Source organism: Streptomyces mayteni, assembly GCF_054783955.1.
This window is the reverse complement of sequence record NZ_BAAGPR010000084.1, coordinates 13,318-33,411: the sequence shown is the minus strand read 5'-3', so window position 1 is coordinate 33,411 and position 20,094 is coordinate 13,318. Positions and strand designations below refer to the sequence as shown.

The following is a 20,094-nucleotide window of genomic DNA, read 5'->3' as shown; positions in this document are numbered from 1 at the left end:
GAGGCCGCCGGCGCGCTGGCCGCCGCCGAGGCCGCCGCCGACGCCATGGGCCGCCGCGGCGCCGACTACGCCCGCGCCCACCTGTCCCGCGCCGCCGGGCTCGGCCGGGTCACCGCGCTGCTCGACGAGGCCCGTGCCCGGCACGCCTCCCACCGCGGAGAAGACCGCAAAGACCGCAGAGAAGAAGGAAGAACCGCATGAGCGCAGTGCGCGAGGACGGTCGCGGCACCCCGGGCGCCCCCGGCCACCACCCGTACGACGAACCGGACCTGCTGCGCGACCAGTTCCGCCAACTGCTGCGCTACCGGCTGCTGATCATCTGCGGCATCCTGTTCGGCCTGGCCGGCGGCGCCTGGCTCGGGCTCTCCAGCAACGAGACCTACATCGCCACCAGCGAGATCACCGTGCGGATGCCCACCGCCGACCCGTTCGCGCCCACCGCCGTGGACCGCGTCGTCATGGGCTCCGAGCGGCGCACCGCCGTCAGCGACGTCGTCGCCCAGCGCGCCGCCGAGAGCCTGGGCAGGCCGGGCGCCGGCTCCTCCCTCAAGAGCGGTCTCACGGTCACCAACCCGCCCAACACCGAGGTGCTGCGCTTCGCCTACTCGGCCGACGACCCGGCCGTCGCCGCCGAGCGGGCCAACGCCTTCGTCGCCGCCTACCTGGAGCACCGGCAGGCCGACGCCGACGAGACCATCGCCCACAACGTCGCGGCCCTCGAGGAGCAGCGCACCCCGCTGCTCGAGCGCCGCGACCAGCTCCAGATCGACCTGGACCAGAACCTCCTCGAAGGCACCACCGCCTACGACAACGCCGTCGCCGACCTGTCAGGCGTCGCCGCCCAGGTCTCCGAGCTGAACTCCAGCATCGCCAGCCTCCAGGCCCTCGACACCAGCGGCGGCCGGGTCATCACCGAGGCCAGCGCGCCGGGCAGCCCCTCGGGCCCCGGGCTGCCGCTGCTGCTCGGCCTCGGCTACGTCGTCGGCATCGGCCTCGGCCTGCTCGCCGCCTGGGTCCGGCTGGTCTTCGACCCGACCGTCCGCTCCGCCGGCGACGTCACCCGCGCCCTGCGCGCGCCCGTCCTCGGCGTGCTGCCCCGTACCGGCCGCGGCCACCCCGACCAGCTGCTCGCCGAGGGCCGGCTCGCCGAGGAGTACCGCTCCGTGGCGTTCCGCCTCGCCTACGACGAGACGTTCGCGCAGCGCCGCCGGCTGCTGGTGGTCGCCCCGCGCGGCAGCATCGAGACCCCGCTGGCCACCTCCGTCAACCTGACCGCCGCCTTCGCCGAGATGGGTATGGACGCGCTGCTCGTCGAGTCCGACCTGCGTACCCCCACGCTCTCCGACCAGCTCAGGCACGCCGACGGCGTCCGCCCCGGCTGGGCCGGGAACGGCGGCGGGCGCGGCCCGGCCGGCGGCTGGCCAGGCTCCCGAGTGCCCATCGACGGCGGCGAGTCCGGCATCTTCGACCTGGTGCCTGGCGCCCGGGTGCGGAACGTGCCGCGCGCGCTGACCTCGCCCGCCGCCACCAAGCTGATCGGCCACGCCGACACCAAGGGCGCCGTCGTGGTGGTGCTCGCGCCCGCCGTGCTCTCCTACGCCGACGCGATCGCGCTGACCGACCGGGTCGACGGCGTGCTCGTGGTCTGCGACCCCAGCCAGGTGCGGCGCGACGACCTCGCCCGGGTACGGGAGTTGGTGGTCGGCGCCGGCGGCATCCTGCTCGGCGCGGTGCTGCACTCCTGGGGCAGCGGCAACGACTCGGAGCGGGTCTCGTCCGCCGAGGACGACGTGCCGGCCGAGGCCGCGCCGCCGCCGCACCACCAGCCCCAGCCGCCGCTCCGCCCCCGGGTCGCCTGGCCGCCGGCCACCCGCCAGCCGGCCCCGCCCGAGCACCGCGACATCGGCTCGGAGACCCTGGGTCTCCGCGTCCTCGACCCCGCCGAGCTGGAAGACGGTTCCCCACGGCAGTGAGCGACATATCCGAGAGCCCAGGCCCGCGCCGGGCCACGGTCGCCGCCATCGCCGACCAGGGCGTGGCGGCGCTGACCAACATCGCGGTGGTGGTGTGCGCCGCCCGGCAGTCCACGGCGGGGGACTTCGCGTCGTTCGCCGTCGTCTACACGGTCTTCGCGCTACTGCTCGGCGCGGCCACCGCCTACGTCGGGCAGGCGCTGGTGCTGCGGCGCGGCGCCACCGCCGAACTGCACGGCCACTGCCGGGCGTCGGCGCTGTTCACCCTCGGCGCGTCGGCGGCGCTCGGCGCCGCCACCGCGCTGGCCACGGTGGCCATCCCCGGCGGCATCGCGGAGGGCCTCACGGCGCTCGGCCTGGTGCTGCCGCTGGTCCTGACCCAGGACGGTCTCCGCTACGCGTTCGCCGTCCTCGGCCGGCCCCAACTCGCCCTGGTCACCGACCTGTCGCGGCTCGCGGTCGCGGTGCCCGCGCTCGCCCTCCAGCCCTACGGCACGGGCCCCGGCCGGATGGTGCTGGTCTGGGGCCTCTCTTCGCTGCCGGCGCTGCTGCTCGGCGCCGGGCTGCTGCTCCTCCACACCAGGGGCGCCACGGCGATCCACCCCCGCACCCTGCTGGACCGCCGCCACCTGGGCCGCCGCTTCGTCGTCGAGTTCGGCGTCGGCAACGCGGCGTCCCAACTGGCCATCGTGGCCCTGGGGTTGCTCGCCAACCCGCTTGCGGTCGGCGCGCTGCGCGGTGCGACGACGCTCTTCGGGCCGCTCAACGTCCTCTTCAACGCAGCCACCGGCTTCGGCCCACCGCTGCTCGGCCGCTACCCGAGCCCACACCGGCAGGCCCGCGCCGCGTTCACGGCCGGCGCCACGTTGGCCGGCGTGGCCGCCGGCTGGGCCCTCGTCCTGTTCCTCCTCCCGGACGCGGCGGGCCGCGCCCTGCTCGGCGACACCTGGGACGCGGCCGTCTCGCTGCTCCCCGCCACCGGCACCCAGTACGCGGTCATGGCCCTCGGCACCTGCGGCCTGCTCCTCCTCCGCGTCCTGTCCCCCCGCTCCACGCTCCCCGTCCAACTCACCTTCTCGCTCGTCTCCGTCGCCTGCCTGCTCATCGGCTACGCCGCCGGCGGTATCCTCGGCGCGGCGTGGGGCCTGGCGGCCGGCTCGGCGATGAAGGCGGCCGCGAGCTGGCTGCGCGCGGGCTTCGAACTCCGCGTCACGGCGCAGTAGCCGGGTCGGCCTGCCGGGTCGGCCTGCCGGCCTACCGGCTCGAAGGGCCTGGGTGGTGCGGACGTCCGAGGTCGGTCACGCGAAACGTGGCCGCGCGGAGAGCATCAGGCGGAGGAACGGGGGTGGTTCTGGTGGCGCCAGTCCCGAGGCGAGATTCCGTATGCCTGTTTGAACACCTTGCTGAAGTGGGTCGCGTCCACGAAGCCCCACCTTCGTCCGATCGCCGCGATGGTCCGCAGTCGGCCGTGCGGGCCGGCCAACTCCCGCCTGCACTCGGCCAGGCGGTGTGTCCGGATCCAGTCGCCGAGGCTGATGCCCGACCGGGACAGCACGGCGTAGAGATGACGCACGGAGATTCCGTGTGCGGCGGCGATCCGTGCCGCCGACAGATCGGGATCAGCCAGGTGTGCCCGGATGTACCGGGTGATCCGCAGGCTGAGGGTCGCGTCCAACGGTCCTCTGGCCAGGCTGGAGTTGCCGTGCTGGGACGTCAGGACGGCACGGAGCAGTTCGATGCTGGGTTCCACGACGGCGTCGGCGTGCCCGCCCCGGTGCATGTCGTCACTGACGGCCAGTTGGGAGAAGTAGGTGAAGGCGAGGCGCGCAACGGGGTTGTCGGATCCCAGGGGGACCGCGGTGACGTCCCGTAGCAGCCGCTCGGGGAGCGCGAGTGCCGCGCGGGGGAAACGGATGAAGTGGTAGTCGACTCCCTCGTCGAAGAGATGGGTGTAGGGAGCGATCGATTCGTAGACGGCGCATTCTCCCGGCCTCAGCAGGCACTCGCGACCGTTCTGCACCACCAGGCTGGTGCCCGTCAGCTGAAGACCCAGGGTGACGGCCGGCTCCTCGTCCTCCCGGGCCAGCCGCTCCGTCCGGCGGATGGTGACCGCGGTCGCCCGCGCTGAACAGATCCTGAGGGGGCCAACGGCCCCGAGCCCCACGCGAGCGGAGATGCCCTCGGCCGGAGGACGGTGATCGATGTCGACCGCCACCATGGATTCCCACACCGCGTGCCGGAGCACTTCCTCCCGGTCACGCGGCGGTATGAACGCGGTGTCCAGGACCGGGCTCACGAGACGGGCCTTCGCCTGCGCCGGCCATCAGGCCGGCCCGACAACGCCTCGGCCCGCTCCCCCACAAGCCACCCCTCGGCACAGACGGTTCTCAGACAGAGTCTGGCACGGCGCTCTCTCGCCGCGCAACGGCCTCGACGGGCATACGCGGGGCCTCGCCCGGTGCGGCGTCAACGTGCGGCTGTGCACCGCTGACACAGTTCCCTGCGCGGACGACAAAGTCCGAGGCCCGCGATGACCCTAGGGTCTGTGGGCGAGGCCGTCACCGGCCTTGATGGTGTGATGGGTGAGCGGCCGGAATCGTTTGTCAGGGACTTGAAGTGACTGCTGGAGCCATCCGCCGTCCCGTGATCGACCCGCGGGGACCGCGCTTCCGCGCCGGGGTGTCGAGGACCGCGACGTCCTCGAGTTCCCCGCCGGGCGACGTCGAGGCGGAGTTCGTGACCACCGCTCGCCGTCTCGCCGCACCCGTGCGCGGGGTCGGGCTGCTGCTCACCAGCGCGTTCGGGCTCCTGGCGGTGCCCGACGACTTCATGCCGCTGGGGTTCGCGCTGCTGGGTCTTGTGGTCGTCGGCGCTGTGGTGGACTGCTGGACCGGGATCTCGGGGCGTGCGGCTCCACTGGCACTCGGGTTCGCCGTAGCGCGTGTGGTGGCGATCTGCGCGACCCAGGAGTGGACCGGTGGACAGCCGCACCAGTGGGCGCTCAACGTTCTGACCACGACGGCGATCACGCTGCAGTGGGAGTGGCCGCCAAAGGTCGCCGTACCTGTCACCGCCGGGTTGCTCGCCGTCGACCTCGCCGTGGTCGGTTTCGGCGAAGGGGGCGCGATCGTGCTCCGGCTCCTGGCCGAGTGCGTGCTGGCTCGTCTGGCGTTCGTGCTGTTGCGGTGGTCGAGCAGGCGCGTGGACGTGCTGCGGGACCGCCGGGCGGAGCTGGAACGGGCGGAAGCGCTGGCCCTGGAGCGCCACCGGAGGGAACGCGAGTACCTGGCGTTGCTGCACGACACGGCCTCGGCGACGTTCCTCCTGGTGGCGGTGAACGGTCGCGACACCGATCCGGCACAGGTGGCCGGGTACGCGCGGCACGACCTGGCCATACTCACCGGCTCGGCGGGCGGGCCGACAGCACAGGACAGCCCGGTGGACCTGGGAGCCTCGTTGCGCGCCGTCGTGGAGCGCCGCCCGTTGACCGTCGAAGCCGAGTGGCGGGACGTGCCGCTGGTGCCCGCGTCGGTGGCACTCGCGCTGGTGCGCGCGGTGCGTGAGTCCCTGGCCAACATCGAGCGGCACGCGGGTGTGGACACCGCGGCGCTGAGTGTGCGTGGTGAGGGCGACGGCGTCGTCGTGGAAGTCGCCGACGCCGGTCCTGGGTTCCGCCCCGATGACGTGCCGCACCTCCGCCGCGGCATTCGCGGCTCGGTCGTCGAACGCATGACCGCGGTCGGCGGCGGCGCCGTGGTCACCTCGTCCCCCGGTGCGGGCACCACCGTGCGGCTGGTGTGGCCCGATGGGTGAGGACCGCGCCGTGGCCGACCACGTGCACCCCACGATGCGGATCGCACTGCTCGGCGTCGCAGGTACCGTGCAGTTCGGGTTGTGCCTGGCCCCGCTGGTCACGCACGAGTACCGGCCGGCCTGGGTCGCCGTCGCCGCGTTCACCGCCCTGGCGCTCGTCACCGCCACGTGCGGGGCGTGGGTGGTGCGCGGGCGGCCGTTGCCGCCCACCGTCGTGCTGGTCGGCGCGGTGGTCGTGCTGACCGCCTCGCCCGCCGCGACCGCCGTCCTGCCGCCGGACGGGCACTTCCGTGCGCCGGACTGGGCGTTCGGCCTGGTGGGGTGGCACCTGTTGCTGCTACTCCTCGACCGAGTCCCCTTGCTGCTGACGGCGTTGGCCGTGAACGTGGCGGCGAAAGTCGCCCAGTTCCTGCTGTCGGGAGTGCCGGAGCGGGTCGAGGTGGGTGCCGCGGGAGCGGTCGTGCTCAGCACCACCAGCGTTCAACTGGCGGTCGTGGTGATCACGCGGATGCTGCGCCGCGGTGCCCGCCAGGCGACCGAGGCGGCCGTCGAGCGGGATCGGATGGTGACCAGGGTGGCGTTGGCCGAGCAGCGGGAGCGGGGGCAGCGGATCGGCTTCGCCGGGCAGTTGGGCGTGACGCTGCCCTTGTTGGCGGACATGGCCGATGGCGTGCTGGACCCGCGCGACGACGACACACAGCGGCGGTGCGCCCTCGCGGCGACCCAGTTGCGCAGGCTGTTCGCCGAGAACGACGACGTCCCCGACCCGCTGGTGCACGAGGTCACCGCGTGCGTCGACGAGGCGGAGCGGCGGGGTGTCGAGGTCTCGCTGGCGGTCAGCGGCACGGTCGTGCCGGTGCCGACCAGCGTGCGTCGTGAACTCACCGGTCCGGTGGTCGCCGCGCTGTCGGCGGCTCGGACACGCGCGCGGGTGAGCGTGTTGCGCACCGACGAGGAGGTGCGGGTGGCCGTGGTCGCGGACGCCGGAGTCGGGGTGGTCGTCGGCTCATCGCCGCAGGTCGAGGTGGACTCCGGCACCTATGGTGAACACGTGCGGGTGGGGGCGAGATGGCGGCGGACGAGCAGTTGAGCGCGGTGATCGTGGACGACCACCCGGCGGTGCGGGCCGGGGTGGCCCACTGGCTGTCGTCCGGCACGCCCCCGATCCGGGTGGCCGCCGCGGGCGACGATGTCCGCGTCGCCTGGCTCGGTGAAGGCGCCGAGGCCGACGTGGTCATCCTCGACCTGCACCTGGGTGGCCCGACCCCGGCGCTGAGCGATCTGCGGAGACTGACCCAGACGGGCAGGCGGGTCGTCGTCTACTCGATGCGCCTGGACGACGACATCGCTCTGCGGTGCCTGGAGTCGGGGGCGTTGAGCTACCTGACGAAGGCGGAGGGCGCCGAGCACCTGTTGCGGGCCACGAGGGCCGCGGCGGCGGGCCGGGCGTACACCCCGCCGACCCTGGCGGGTGCGCTCGCCGGCGACCGCTCCGCCCACCGGCCGGCGTTGTCGGCGCGCGAGACCGAGGTACTGGTCGAGTGGTTCCAGTCGGAGTCCAAGGACTTCGTGGCCCAGCGCCTGGGGATCTCACTGAGCACGGTCAACTCCCACCTGGAGCGGATCCGGATCAAGTACGCCCTGAGCGGTCGGGAGGCGCCGACCAAGGCCGCCCTGGTGGCGCGCGCGGTCCAGGACGGCCTGGTCCACCTCGACGACCTGTGACCCCGCCGCGAACGGACTGGAGCGCGCCAGCCCGGCGGCGGGGCGCCGAGCGCCACCCGCCGTCGCCTCGTACCTGGCCCGGCACCCGGGTCAGGGAGTGGACCCTGACCAGACACCCGTGACGTCCAGGCTCTCGTCGACCTGCGCGACCAACTCCGGTGTGATCACCTCCGGGGTCCCGGACAGCTGGATCAGGGACGGGATCCCGTTGCTGTCGCTGATGGCCCAGACCTGGCCCCGGTACTCCTGGCCGGCGGACTGGTAGGTGTACGAGGTGTTGGCCCGGTCCTCGCCCGTGCGGAGCGTGGTGGTCGGCGCGTAGTCGTCGTTGGTCGCACCCGTTTCCTCGACGCTGCTGATGAACCAGTCGATGGCCTCCTGGGCGCTCATCGGCGTGCCGCCGGGGATGAAGCCGATACGGCCCGCCACCCCGCCGTCGCCGTCGTCGAGCTGGTGGACGTAGGACCAGCCGTCGGCGTCACCCACCGACTGCCAGTCGGCCGGGACCCCCGCCGTCAGGTGTTCGGCGGTGACCGTCTGGAGCTCGGTGTCCGTGTCCGGCGCGGTGGTCGACTCCACGGCCTCGGACTCGCGGCCCACCGGTTCGAGGTCGCCGGCCTCGAACGAGCAGGCCGCGAGCGTCGACGCGAGAGCCAGAGCCGCGACCACGGCCAGATTCGAACGACGGGTACGCATGTGTATCACTCACTTCACTTCCTTGGACGTCGCGCTTCATCGGCGAGCGCCCCGAGAACAGGTACGACGTGTCACCGACCGCGCGGGCCGGTCTACTTCTCGAAAAGCCGGGCTCCGAACCAGTCGAAGCGCGGGCGCCAGCCGCTGTTCCGCAGGACCGTGAAGACCGGCACCTTGGCGTCGGCCGGCTTGATCACGACCGCCCCCTCCCAGGAGGTGCGCGACCCAGCCGGACCGGTCGTCAGGACCTGGCCGTCGGCGCCCTCGACGAAGGTCGCCCGCGTGCCACCGGACGTCTTGCCCTTCTGCCACGTCCAGTTGCCGTGGGCCACCACCCCCAGCGGTCCCGACGCGACGCGCACAGCGGCCTGCCCGGAGTGTTCGACGAACCTGTAGTGCCCCGTCGACGGGTCGAGGTCGACCTCCATGCGCCACGCGTAAACCTGCGAGCCACGCACGAACAGGGTCCCCCAGCGCAGCTCCTCGTGCTTCCACCGCACGTCGACGCGGGCGCCTTCGGCGCTCCGCGAGGCATCGATCCGGTACGGCAGGCCGTCGCTGTTCATGCCTACCAGCGCCGCGATCACGTGCTCCACCGACGCCGGAGCGCCGGGGCCATGGACCGCGCCGCCGGGCACCTGGGCACGCTCCCGGGTGGCGAACGCGCGCCGGCCGCGCGTCACCGTCATGAGACCGCGCCACAGCACCGCGAGGAAGGCCATCGCCACGAGCACGACGCCCAGCGCCAACTGGTCGTTGAGGATCGCGAGAACACCGCCGCCGAGCAGGACGCTCCCGCCGACGAGGACGACGCGCCTGCTGATCACCGCGAACCGTTCGTCCCGCGAGGGACCCTGCCCGCCGCTCATCGGTCCACCGGCTCGGCGACGGCGACGGCGACGGCCCGGACGGTCGGCCAGCTCTCCTCGGCCAGGGCTCCCGCACAGGTGCCGGTGGCCATCGTGCCGGCGGAGCGAGGAGTGGGGACGCGACAGCGGTCGCGAGACGGATTCCGAGTCACGAGAAGGTTCCCCCGCAGGGTGGTCGAACGAGATCGTCCGTAGGTTACGTCGACGCGCCTGCGCGTCGTGTCGGTCGTTCGCACCACATGTCGACGGTGTCCCCGGCAATGAGGGTGGTGCCGGGCGAGGGGTCGTCCAGCGTCCGGCGGACGTAGCCGCGGTCGGTCGTGGCGGCCGGGTCGGCCTGCCGGCCTACCGGTTCGAAGGGCCTTCGGGGTGGCGGCCGGTGTGAAGCCCCGGTCGGGCCGGCCTGTCGGGGGCGCGGCCGGGTGTGCGATCCCGGCTTCACCGGATCGGGTTCCTTGGGACCGGGCCTGCGGCCCGGTCCCAGCCTCGGCGCCGCCGTGAGCCGGGTTGGCCCGGCGGGCCAACCCGCGCCTTTCGGCGCGCGCTCTTCGCGCGGGTGCGGCGGGGCCCACCTGCCGACGCTCCGCGAGGGGTTGGTCAGGGCCCGCAGGGCGGGCGGCTGCGCCTCGGCCCGTGGGGCCGGGGCGGTCACCGACCCGGACGGGAACGGCCGTTGCCGGCATGGCGCCCTCGGGCCGGGGCCTCCGGCCCCCAGGGGCCCGGGCGGGGCGGCCGCCGGCCGGTTGGGCCGGTGCGGGGCCCCGGCGTTGTCGGCCCCGGCCGGGCTGGTGCCGGCCGTGGGCCGCTCCGGGTGAGGGCCGGAGGCCCTCACTCCAGGCGGCCTGCCGGTGCGCGGAACCGGCGCGGAACGACCGGGCGCCGGAAAAGGGCGGGTGGGTGGGGCAACTACCCCTTCGGGCCGCTCAGGCCGGCAGGCCGGCCAGCGTCCAGACGCCGTAGGCCAGGGCGTCCGTGTTGCGGTCGAGGGCCGTCGTGTTGAGGTTGGCGCCGGTGTCGCAAGCCCGGTGGTAGCAGGGGTCGAACGGTTGGCCTGCCGTGCCGCCCCAACGGGCGGCCTGCGCCGTGGTCTTGACGTTGCCGGCGCCGGTGAAGAGGCCGCCGACCGGGATGCCGACGTTGGCGAAGGGGGCGTGGTCGGAGCGGCCGTCCGCCTCGGTGGACGCCTCGGTCGGGATGGAGCGGGCGTCGAACCAGTCGGTGAAGACCGCCTCGATCTCGGCGTCGTCGTCGTAGACGAAGTAGCCCGCGTTGCGGGAGGCGACCATGTCGACGTTCAGGTAGCCGGCGATGCCGGCGCGTTCGGCGGCGGTCAGGTCCGCGACGTAGGCGCGGGAGCCGACGAGGCCCAACTCCTCGGCGCCCCACCAGGCGAACCGCAGCCGGCGGTCCGGGGTGGCGTCGGCCTCGGCCACGGCCAGCGCCGTGGCGAGGAGCGCGGCCGAGCCCGAGCCGTTGTCGTTCATGCCGGCGCCGGCGCCGACCGAGTCCAGGTGGGCGCCGGCCATCAGCACCTCGTCCGAGCCCGAAGTGGGCCACTCGGCCAGCAGGTTGTAGCCGGTGGTGCCGCCGTAGTCGAACGCCTGGCGTTCCGTCCGGTAGCCGGCGTCGGCGAGCAGCCCCTCGACGTAGTCGAGCGCGGCGGCGTAACCGGGGCGGTTGTGGGCCCGGTTGCCGCCGTTGGCGGCGGCGATCGCCTCCAGGTCCGCGAGGTGGCCCCGGACGTCGGCCAGCGGGATGTCGGGCGCGGCGACGGCGGGGGACGGGGCGGTGGTCGCGCCGGTCAGGGCGGTGGTGACGGCGAGGCAGGCGAGGGCGGCGCTCAGGCCGCGTAAGGGGCGAGACATCTGCCCATCGTGACGTGGGCATGGCGAATGGGCAATGCCGTGTCCCTGCCCGCCGGCGGGCAGGGACACACCGTTCCGGCATCAGACCCCGGACGGGGTCCTCACCCGCGGCGGTTCCGCCACCGGCGCGGCCTCGCTGAGGCCGAACCGCCCGTGGACCCTGCGCAGCGCGCCCGGCGCGTACCAGGCCGAGCGGCCGAGCAGCCGCATCGCGGCGGGCAGCAGGATGCCGCGCACCGCCACCGCGTCGATGAGGATGGCGAGGCCGCTGCCGAGGCCGAACATCTGCATGAAGCTGACCTGCGCCGTGCCGAAGGCGAAGAAGCTGACCGCCAGCAGGAATGCCGCCGCGGTCACGATGCGCCCGGTGTGGCCCAGGCCGTCGGCCACGGCGGTCGCGGTGTCGGCGCCCTGGTCGTGGAGTTCCTTGATCCGGCTGATCACGAACACCTCGTAGTCCATCGAGAGGCCGAACGCGACGCAGAACATCAGCACCACCATCGACGTGTCCATCGGCTGCGGGGTGAAGCCGAGCAGCGAGGCGAGGTTGCCGTCCTGGAAGATCCACGTCATCACGCCGATGGCCGCGCCCAGGCTGATCAGGTTGAGGGCGAGCGCGCGCAGCGGCTGCACGACGCTGCCGGTGAAGAGGAAGAGGAGAACGAAGGTGGTGACGGCGACCAGGGCCACGGCGGCCGGCAGCCGGCCGGCGACGGAGTCGTTGGAGTCCACCAGTTGGGCGTCGCGTCCGCCCACCAGGGCCCGCGCCTCGGTCGGCGGGTCGACCGCCCGCACGTCGTGGACCAGGCGCTGCGCCTCGTCGGACTGCGCGGGCGCCGCGCCCACCACGGTGAGCCGCTGGGCCTCGGGGCGGCCGAGTGCCGCGTCGCCGGGGCCGGCCGTCGCGGGCCCGCCCTCGACATAGGTGCCGGTGGACGCCTCGACCCTGATGACGCCGTCCAGCGCGGAGAGTTCGGTCGCGTAGGAGTCCAACGGCGCCTCGGCCACCGGCCCGTCGACGACCACGTGGATCGCCGCCTCGTCGTTGCCCTCGAAGTCCTCCCGCAGCGCCGCCGACACCTGGCGGCTCTCGGCGTCCTCGGGCAGCACCCGCTCGTCCGCCATGCCGAAGGCGATCCCGAGCAGCGGGGTCGAGGCCAGCAGCAGCACCGCGAGCACCGGCAGCGCGGTGAGCCCGGGCCGTCGCATGACGGTGGCGGCCAGCCGCCCCCACATCGTCCCCCGGCTGTCGGAGCGCCCCGGCTTCGCCCACGGCAGCCGCCCGCTGTTCACCCGGCGCCCGAGGAGGGCGAGCAGGGCCGGCGTCACGAACAGGCTCCCGACGGCGGCGATGAGCACGACGCCGACCCCGGCATAGGCGAAGGAGCGCAGGAAGTACTGCGGGAACACCAGCAGGGCGGCGAGCGCGATGGCCACCGTGGCGGCCGAGTACACCACCGTGCGGCCCGCCGTGCGCACGGTGTGCCGGACGGCCTCGGGCACGTCGGCCGCCGTCGTGAGCCGCTCCCGGAACCGGCTGATCATCAGCAGCGCGTAGTCGATGCCGAGGCCGAGGCCCAGGGCGGTGGTCAGGTTGGTCGCCGTGCTGGCGACGTCGGTGACGTCGGCGAGGAGGGAGAGCGTGGCGAACGAGCCCATGATCGCGATCAGGGCGATGACCAGCGGCAACAGGGCGGCGACCACGCTGCCGAAGACGAACAGGAGCAGGACGAGCGTCAGCGGGATGGCGATCAGCTCGGCCAGCAGGAGGTCGTCGACCACCGCGCTCGACATGTCGTTGCCCACGGCCGCGCCGCCGCCGGCGCGGACGGTGAGTCCGTCCCCGTACGCGCCGGTGTAGGCGTCGATGACGGCCTCGGAGTTCTCCTGCGACTCCGTCTCGTCGCCCGTGACATGGGCGAGCACCATGGCCTGGCCGCCGTCCGCGGAGCGGAGCGTGGGGCTGCCGGTCTCCCAGTACGAGACCACGTTCTCCAGGGCCGACTCCGCCCTGAGCTCCGCCACCAGCACCTCGCCGCTCGCTCGGGCGGCGGGGGCGTCGACGTCGCCCTCGGCGGCGTCGACCAGCAGCACCAGGTTCGTCTGCCCGCCGAACTCCTCCTCGATGAGTTCGTCGGCTCTGGTGGAGTCGGAGGCCGGATCGTCGAAGCCGCCCCCCACCAACTTGGTGAACGCTCCGGCGCCCACGGCCCCCATCAGGACCACGGCCAGGGTGGCCACCACGAGTACCAGCCGCGACCGGCGAATCGCCAGCTCGGCTATGCGATCAAACACGCGCACGATCTCCTTTGCGCACTTACCAGGAAAAATGACGAAAACCGGCATGCCTCAACCGGCTTGAAACGGAGGGGAGTTCGGCGGAACCGCCGGGAACGACGCTAGCGAGAGGGCGTGGAATTTGGCAGTGTGAGATTTTCCGAACAGCCGGTAAAGTCGTCGCATGCCAGCGGACCACCACAGCACGGCCCCGCCCGCCAGGCTCTCCCCGCTGCGCGAGCGGCGGCGGGCCGTCGCGGTGCGGGAGATCCTGGCCGCCGCCGAGCGGCAGATCACCGAGCACGGGCCGCACGCCCTCTCCCTGCGCGCGGTCGCCAGGGAGCTCGGGATGACGGTGCAGGCGCTCTACCACTACTTCCCCAGCCGCGACGCCCTCGTCACCTCGCTCATCACCAAGGCCTACGAGGAGTTGACGGACGCCGTGCGGTCGGCGGTCGAGAGCCCCCCGGACGGGGACGCCGACCTGCCAGGTCTGGTGATCGCGGCCGAGGGCTACCGCCGTTGGGCCATCGCCCACCCCGAGCGCTTCCAACTCCTCTACGGAGCCCCGCTGCGGTACTACACGGCGCCGGTCGAGGGGCCGACCACCCAGGCGGTCCGCCGGATGAGCGCGATCTTCGAGCGCGAGCTGTTCGGCGGGTTCACCGCGGCGCGGCTCGCCGCGGCCGAGATCCCCGAGTTCCCGCCGTCACTCCTGGCGAGTCCCGAGCAGCTGCGCCCGGACGATCCCGCCGCGCTCCCGGCACCCGCGGCCGCGCTCCTGCTGAGCGCCTGGGGGCATCTGCACGGCCTCGTCAGCCTGGAGGTGTTCGGGCACACCTCGTTCATCGGCGAACGTCAGCAGGCCGAGGTCTTCCGGATGGCGATGCGGCACCTGCTCGACGACGTCCACCGCCGGATCTCCGGGAGTTAGCGAAACGGGGCTCAGTACAGCTGGTTCCGCCGGCCGGTCCTGAAGGTGGTCACCAGCAGCAGACAGAGCACCGCGATGCCGATCCGGCCCGACGCCTGGAGCAGCGAGCCGCGCAGCAGGATGAAGCTGTAGCCGGCCAGCACCGGCGCCACCACGGCGAGCACATTGCCCGGCGAGGGGTCGTCCAGCGTCCGGCGGACGTAGCCGCGGTCGGTCCTTGCGGCCACGTAGCCGATCCCGAGGAAGCCGGCCGTCATCCCCAACGGGCCGAAGTCCAGCCAGAGTTCGGCCCACAGCGGGGAGGAGAGGTTGGCGCTGTTGGTGCCCATCCAGCCGCCGACCAGGAAGCCGGTGTCCTGCGGTTTGGCGGCCCACATGTCGCGCGGCACGAAGAACAGCGCGGCGCCCGTCACCTGCCGGCCGTAGGTGTGGCCGTTGCCGTCGGCGGCGTAGGTGATGGTGTTGGCGAACATGCCGACCTGGTCGTAGTCCTTGATCACCAGCGGCTCCATGAACGACTGGGCCTCGACCGGCTGCCGCCCGTTCTCGTCGTAGCGGAAGCGGTCGGTGAACGGGAAGACCAGCAGCGCGATCACCACACCGAGCGCCAGCGCGGCCCGGTACATCACGGAGCTGCGCGGGAAGACGGTGAACAGCAGCGCGAACAGCACCGTCAGGAACCAGTAACGGGGGTTGGAGATCGGGTTGTTGACGATGGTGTTGATCACCAGCAGGCCGGCCCAGGGCAGCACCACGGACGGCTGGCGGCGGGCCCTTCTGGACATCACCATCCAGCGGGTGAGGAAGAGCAGCGCGAGCATCGCGGGCACCGTGCCGAAGCCGCGCAGCAGCGCGTTGCCCGCCTCGCCGCCGGCATCGGCCCCGGTGGCCTCGCTGAGGGTGGCGCTGATCTCCTGCCGGCTGGCGAAGAACACGGCGGGGCCGCCGAGTTGGACGATCAGCAGGGCGCTGGCCAGGTAGGCGAAGACCACCAGCAGATAGAGCCTGGTCCGGTGCACGGTGGCCGGCGGGCGCCGGCTCCCCCGGGTCGCAGGCCGGTGGGTGGCGAGCACCGCGCCGATGTCGAAGGCGACCATCCCGACCAGGACCAGCACGGTGGCCAACTGGGTGTCGCCGCGCGGCCCGAGGACCGGCGTCGGGTCGCGGCCGAGCACCGACTGGGCGAGTGGCGCGATGCCCATCGCCAGGTAGCAGAACAGCCAGAACGCGCCCTGCACCAGCCGCCGTCGGCCGGAGAGCACCATGGCGCACAGCCGGACGCCCGCGTAGCAGGCGACGACGAGTTGCAGCCAGAAGGTGGTGTCCCGCACCCCCTCGCCCGGCTGGGCGGCCACCGCCAGGGGCAGGATGCCCACCAGCCCGCCGATCAACGGCACCGAGAGCGGCCGTGACAGCACCGCCCGGCCCGACGCGTCACGCGTCCGCCCCGTGACCTCGACCGCCACCGGCATCCACCCCTCGAACTCGGGGGCTCAGTCTAGGGCTTGGCGGTATCGGGGCAGGATGGCGGGCATGACCGTCAGCCATTACCTCGAGGCCCCGCGTTACCACGAGCCCCGGCCGGGCGACCCGCCCTCGGTGTTCCTGGCCGGCGGGATCAGCCACTGTCCCGACTGGCAGCGCGAGGCGGCGGAGGCGCTGCGCGACCTGACGGTGTTCAACCCGCGCCGGGCCGGGTTCGACGTCCGGGACCCGGCGGCGACCGAGGTGCAGATCGCCTGGGAGTTCCACCATCTGCGGGCCGCCGACCTCACGTTGTTCTGGTTCCCGGCCTGCGACCCGGCGGTGACGGTGCAGCCCATCACCCTCTACGAGCTCGGCGCGGCCGCCGCGACGCCGGGCCGCCGGATCGCGGTCGGCGCCGACCCCGGCTATCCCCGGTCGGCCGACGTGCGCCTCCAACTCGGCCATGTCAGGCCGGGGTCGACGGTGCACGACACGCTCGCCGCGACGGTGGCGGCGGCCCGGCGGGCGGTCGGCAGGTGACGTGGGTCAGCCGGTGACGGCGGCCGGCCGGCGCTCCCGGCGCAGAACGCGCGTCGTGAGGCCGACGCCGGCCAGCGCCGGCAGTCGGGCCCGGCCGGCGAGCCGACCGTGGCACCACGACCGCCCGCGGGACCCGGGTATGTCGTCGCCAGCACTTAGGTTAGCCTTACCGAAGTCTGATTTCGGTCTTGTGTCGATGGTTCGGAACGGAATGACGGGAGGCGTGGTGACCGGTCGGGACGTGCTGCGGCGCGCGGTGGTCGGCCAACGGCGGCGGCTGGTGAGCAGCGCGCTGCTCGGTGCGGGACACCAGGCGGGCGAGGCCCTGACGCCGATGCTGATCGGCGTCATCGTGGACCGCGCCATCGCCGAGGGCGACTCGGGCGCGCTGGTCCTGCTGCTCCTCGCGCTCGCCGTCTGCTATCTGGTGCTCTCCTTCAGCTTCCGGTTCGGCTCCCGGATCGGCGAACGCGCCGCCGAGACCGCGGCCCACGAACTCCGCGTCGACCTGGTCCGCCGGGTGCTGCACCCGGCGGGCGGCGCCGAGCGCGGCCGGCTGCCGGGCGCCCTGGCCAGCGTCGCCACCGAGGACGCGCGACGCGTCGGCGTCGTGCTGATGGCGCTCTCACTCGGCTTCGCCGCGCTGATGGGCCTGCTGGTCGGCTCCGTCGCCCTGCTCCGCACCTCGCTGCCGCTCGGCCTGCTCGTGCTGCTCGGCACCCCCGTGCTGCTGTGGCTCGGCCACCTGTTGAGCAGGCCCCTGGAGCGCCGCAGCGCCACCGAGCAGGAGGCCGCCGCGCTCGCCTCAGGCGTCGCCGCCGACCTGGTCTCGGGGCTCCGGGTGCTCAAGGGCCTCGGCGCCGAGTCGGCCGCCACCGAGCGCTACCGCCGGATCAGCGAGGACTCGCTGGCCGCCACGCTGCGCGCGGCCCGCGCCGAGGCCGGCCAGCAGGGCGTCACGCTGGCCGTCACCGGCGTCTTCGTCGCCCTGGTCGCCCTGGTCGGCGGCCGGTTCGCGGCCAGCGGTGACATCACCCTCGGCGAACTGGTCTCCGCGCTCGGGCTCGCCCTCTTCCTCCTCACCCCGTTCCAGACCCTCGCCTGGGTCAACACCGAACTCGCCCAGGGCCGCGCCTCGGCCGCCAGGATCGCCGACGTCCTCGCCGCCCCCTGGGCCGTGGAGCCGGGCGGCGAACCGCCCGCCGCGCCGGTGCGCGGCGAGCTCACCATCCGCGGCCTCGACCACGACGCGGTGCACGCCCTCGACCTGACCGCACGCCCCGGCGAACTCCTCGGCCTCGCCGTCGCCGACCCAGCCCACGCCGACACCCTGCTGCGCTGCCTGGGCCGCGAGACCGACCCGGCCGGCGGCGCGCTGCTCCTCGACGGCACCGCGCTGACCGCCCTCGACCCCGCCGAACTGCGCGCCGCCCTGCTGGTCGCGCCGCACGACGCCGACCTGTTCTCCGGCACCGTCGCCGACAACGTGCCGGGCGCCGCCCAGGGCGCCGCCCTCGTCGCGGCCGGCGCCGACGCGCTCGGCGTCGACACCCAGGCCGGCGAGAGCGGCCGGGCGCTCTCCGGCGGCCAACGGCAACGCGTCGCGCTGGCCAGGGCGTTGGCCGACGACCCGCCGGTGCTCGTGCTCCACGACCCCACCACCGCGGTGGACGCCGTCACCGAGGCCAGGATCGCCGCCGGCATCCGCGACCTGCGGCACGGCCGCACCACCGTCCTCGTCACCACCAGCCCCGCCCTGCTGGCCATCGCCGACCGGGTGCTTCTGCTCGACCAGACGGGCAGCGTGGCGGCCGAGGGCCACCACGCCGACCTGCTGCGCACTCATCCCGACTATCAGCGGCTGGTGCTCTCTTGACTTCTCCCCCACCTGAAGCTGAGGGATTCGACCCTCGCGGGTCGAGCTTTCTGCTTCAAAGACAGCTGCCGACCCGAATGAACGGCGAGGGTTGGAGTGCCAACCATTGGTCTTACGCCGGCTCCACAGACCTGACATTCCGCCAGCCCGGCGGTAGGCCTGGCCGGCTCGGTTGCCGCCGACCAGGCTCCCTGAGCCTACCATTCGCATGCGTGCGCCTACGAGCGGTGATCGGGAAGCGGGCTATCGACGGCCGCCACTCGGAGACAGCCCTCGGAGGAGTCCGATGACCGAGACCGCCGGGCTGCCCGTCGCCACGCCCGCAGAACTCCGCGCCGCCATCCGCGAACTGCTGCGCCCCCGCCGGGGGTTGGCCCTCGCCGCAGTCGCCGTGCTGACCGCGGCCACCGCCGTCGGGCTGCTCACCCAGCCACTGCTCGGCCGCGCCGTCGACATCGTGGCCGACGGCCGCCCGGCCGGCGACCTCACCTCGCTCGTCGTGCTGCTCTCCGCCGTCGCCGTCGTCCAGGGCGGCGCGCTCGCCTACGGCCTGGTGCTGGTCTCCAGGCTCGGCGAGACCACCCTCGCCAGGCTGCGGGAACGCTTCGTCGACCGCGCCCTGCGGCTCCCCCTCGACCAACTCGAACGCGCCGGCTCCGGCGACCTGACCGCCCGCGTCACAGGCGACGTCACGCTCGTCGCCCAGGCCGTCCGCAACGCCCTGCCCGAGCTGGCCCGTTCCGCCCTCGCCATCGTCCTCACCTTCGGCGCCCTGGCCCTGCTCGACTGGCGCTTCCTGCTCGCCGCGCTGGTCGCCGTCCCACTCCAGATCCACACCGCCCGCTGGTACCTGCGGCACGCGCTGCCCCTCTACACCAGGCAGCGGGTCGCCGTCGCCGGCGTGCAGCAGCGGCTGCTGGAGACGCTGGGCGGTGCCCGCACCGTCCGCGCGTTCCGCCACCACGCCCGGCACACCGCGCGCGTCGAGGACAGCTCGCTGCACGCCCGCGGCCTCACCCTGCGCGGCGTACGTCTGGTCATCAGCTTCTACACCCGGCTGCACATCCCCGAGTTCCTCGGCCTCACGGCCGTGCTGATCACCGGCTTCGTGCTGGTGCGCGACGGCTCGGCCTCCATCGGCACCGCCACCGCGGCCGCCCTCTACTTCCACAGCCTATTCACGCCCGTCAACGCCGCCCTGGTGCTGATGGACGACGCGCAGGCCGCCAGGGTCGGCCTCGCCAGGATCGTCGGCGTCGCCCAGCACCCCCAGCCCGAACCCGTCGCCGCCGACCCGCCCACGGCCCCCGGCGACGTCACCGTCGCCGTCACCGCCCTCGACCACGCCTACGAGCCCGGCCGGCCCGTGCTGCACGACATCGACCTCGCGCTGCGCCCCAAGGAACGGGTGGCGCTGGTCGGCGCCAGCGGCGCCGGCAAGTCGACGCTCGCCAAGCTGATCGCCGGCGTCCACCAACCCGCCGCCGGCCGGATCCGCCGGGCCGGCGCCGTCGGCCTGGTCACCCAGGAGGTGCACGTCTTCGCCGGGCCGCTCGCCGCCGACCTCCGGCTGGCCCGACCTGAGGCCACCGACGCCGAACTCCGGGCCGCCCTCGACCTGGTCGGCGCCCTCGGCTGGGCCGAGGCGCTGCCGGCCGGCCTGGACACCGTCGTCGGCGCCGGCGGCCACCCGCTGACCGCCGCCCAGGCCCAACAACTCGCGCTGGCCCGCCTGGTGTTGACCGACCCGCCGATCGTCGTGCTGGACGAGGCGACCGCCGAGGCCGGCAGCACGGGCGCCCGGTCGCTGGAACGCGCCGCCGACCGCGCGCTCGACGGCCGCACCGCCCTCGTCGTCGCCCACCGGCTCACCCAGGCCGCCACCGCCGACCGGATCGTCGTCATGTCCGAGGGACGGATCGTCGAGACCGGCACCCACGACGAACTCCGCGCCGCCCGGGGGCGATACGCCGCCCTCTGGGACGCCTGGTCAGACAACAGGACCACCCGCTGATCCCCGACCGCTGATCGCCGACCGCACGCACCGAAGGAACCAGAA

15 protein-coding genes and 1 pseudogene are annotated in these 20,094 nt (G+C 73.7%); 10 read left to right on the top strand and 6 right to left on the bottom strand.

Annotation, left to right across the window (positions count from 1 at the left end; translation table 11 throughout):
- The 3 genes and pseudogenes from ACYVPE_RS29020 to ACYVPE_RS29010 form a co-directional block, all read left to right on the top strand.
- Window positions 1-201, top strand: a pseudogene (locus ACYVPE_RS29020) (hypothetical protein); the annotation flags it as partial.
- Window positions 198-1,973 carry a lipopolysaccharide biosynthesis protein gene (locus ACYVPE_RS29015; protein ID WP_461036699.1) on the top strand — a complete coding sequence of 592 codons (1,776 nt, stop codon included), beginning with the start codon at window positions 198-200 and terminating at the stop codon, window positions 1,971-1,973. The pseudogene ACYVPE_RS29020 and the gene ACYVPE_RS29015, both read left to right, overlap by 4 nt.
- Entirely contained in the window at window positions 1,970-3,196 is a 1,227-nt protein-coding gene (locus ACYVPE_RS29010; RefSeq protein ID WP_461036698.1) for an MATE family efflux transporter, read from the top strand. Before ACYVPE_RS29015 ends, ACYVPE_RS29010 begins: the two co-directional genes overlap by 4 nt.
- 104 nt (window positions 3,197-3,300) lie before the next feature.
- Here ACYVPE_RS29010 and ACYVPE_RS29005 read toward each other — a convergent pair whose 3' ends face one another.
- On the bottom strand, window positions 3,301-4,269 hold the full coding sequence (locus tag ACYVPE_RS29005; RefSeq protein ID WP_461036697.1) for an AraC-like ligand-binding domain-containing protein: 969 nt from the start codon (window positions 4,267-4,269) through the stop codon (window positions 3,301-3,303).
- A 320-nt stretch (window positions 4,270-4,589) separates the two neighbouring features.
- On the opposite strand from ACYVPE_RS29005, the gene ACYVPE_RS29000 reads away from it, so the two are divergent.
- From ACYVPE_RS29000 to ACYVPE_RS28990, 3 genes are read left to right on the top strand one after another with little or no spacing between them, the layout of a single operon-like run.
- Entirely contained in the window at window positions 4,590-5,786 is a 1,197-nt protein-coding gene (locus ACYVPE_RS29000) for a sensor histidine kinase (RefSeq protein ID WP_461036696.1), read from the top strand.
- Window positions 5,779-6,876 (top strand): hypothetical protein, encoded by a 1,098-nt coding sequence (locus ACYVPE_RS28995; protein ID WP_461036695.1) that lies wholly within the window; start codon window positions 5,779-5,781, stop codon window positions 6,874-6,876. Before ACYVPE_RS29000 ends, ACYVPE_RS28995 begins: the two co-directional genes overlap by 8 nt.
- Window positions 6,855-7,511: a response regulator gene (locus ACYVPE_RS28990; protein WP_461036694.1), complete on the top strand. Its 657-nt coding sequence runs from the start codon at window positions 6,855-6,857 to the stop codon at window positions 7,509-7,511. Before ACYVPE_RS28995 ends, ACYVPE_RS28990 begins: the two co-directional genes overlap by 22 nt.
- 90 nt (window positions 7,512-7,601) lie before the next feature.
- Here ACYVPE_RS28990 and ACYVPE_RS28985 read toward each other — a convergent pair whose 3' ends face one another.
- From ACYVPE_RS28985 to ACYVPE_RS28970, 4 genes are all read right to left on the bottom strand, one after another.
- Window positions 7,602-8,207 (bottom strand): hypothetical protein, encoded by a 606-nt coding sequence (locus ACYVPE_RS28985; protein WP_461036693.1) that lies wholly within the window; start codon window positions 8,205-8,207, stop codon window positions 7,602-7,604.
- A 92-nt stretch (window positions 8,208-8,299) separates the two neighbouring features.
- A complete protein-coding gene (locus tag ACYVPE_RS28980; RefSeq protein WP_461036692.1) occupies window positions 8,300-9,076 on the bottom strand; it encodes a hypothetical protein in 777 nt (258 codons plus the stop codon).
- Between the two features lie 923 nt (window positions 9,077-9,999).
- A complete protein-coding gene (locus tag ACYVPE_RS28975) occupies window positions 10,000-10,941 on the bottom strand; it encodes a M28 family peptidase (RefSeq protein ID WP_461036691.1) in 942 nt (313 codons plus the stop codon).
- An 81-nt stretch (window positions 10,942-11,022) separates the two neighbouring features.
- Window positions 11,023-13,236 carry an MMPL family transporter gene (locus tag ACYVPE_RS28970; protein WP_461036690.1) on the bottom strand — a complete coding sequence of 738 codons (2,214 nt, stop codon included), beginning with the start codon at window positions 13,234-13,236 and terminating at the stop codon, window positions 11,023-11,025.
- Window positions 13,237-13,402: 166 nt separating this feature from the next.
- Between ACYVPE_RS28970 and ACYVPE_RS28965 the strand changes: the two genes are divergently transcribed.
- Complete coding sequence (locus ACYVPE_RS28965; protein WP_461036689.1) at window positions 13,403-14,152, top strand: TetR/AcrR family transcriptional regulator; 750 nt, start codon at window positions 13,403-13,405, stop codon at window positions 14,150-14,152.
- A gap of 11 nt (window positions 14,153-14,163) precedes the next feature.
- On the opposite strand, the gene ACYVPE_RS28960 is transcribed toward ACYVPE_RS28965, so the two are convergent.
- Window positions 14,164-15,618, bottom strand: a complete 1,455-nt coding sequence (locus ACYVPE_RS28960) for a hypothetical protein (protein ID WP_461036688.1) — start codon at window positions 15,616-15,618, stop codon at window positions 14,164-14,166.
- Between the two features lie 67 nt (window positions 15,619-15,685).
- Here ACYVPE_RS28960 and ACYVPE_RS28955 point away from each other — a divergent pair, with 67 nt between their 5' ends.
- The 3 genes from ACYVPE_RS28955 (at window position 15,686) to ACYVPE_RS28945 (ending at window position 20,049) form a co-directional block, all read left to right on the top strand.
- Window positions 15,686-16,159, top strand: a complete 474-nt coding sequence (locus ACYVPE_RS28955; RefSeq protein WP_461036687.1) for a nucleoside 2-deoxyribosyltransferase domain-containing protein — start codon at window positions 15,686-15,688, stop codon at window positions 16,157-16,159.
- Window positions 16,160-16,370: 211 nt separating this feature from the next.
- Window positions 16,371-18,035, top strand: a complete 1,665-nt coding sequence (locus tag ACYVPE_RS28950) for an ABC transporter ATP-binding protein (protein ID WP_461036686.1) — start codon at window positions 16,371-16,373, stop codon at window positions 18,033-18,035.
- A 286-nt stretch (window positions 18,036-18,321) separates the two neighbouring features.
- Complete coding sequence (locus ACYVPE_RS28945; RefSeq protein ID WP_461036685.1) at window positions 18,322-20,049, top strand: ABC transporter ATP-binding protein; 1,728 nt, start codon at window positions 18,322-18,324, stop codon at window positions 20,047-20,049.
- Window positions 20,050-20,094 lie beyond the last annotated feature (45 nt).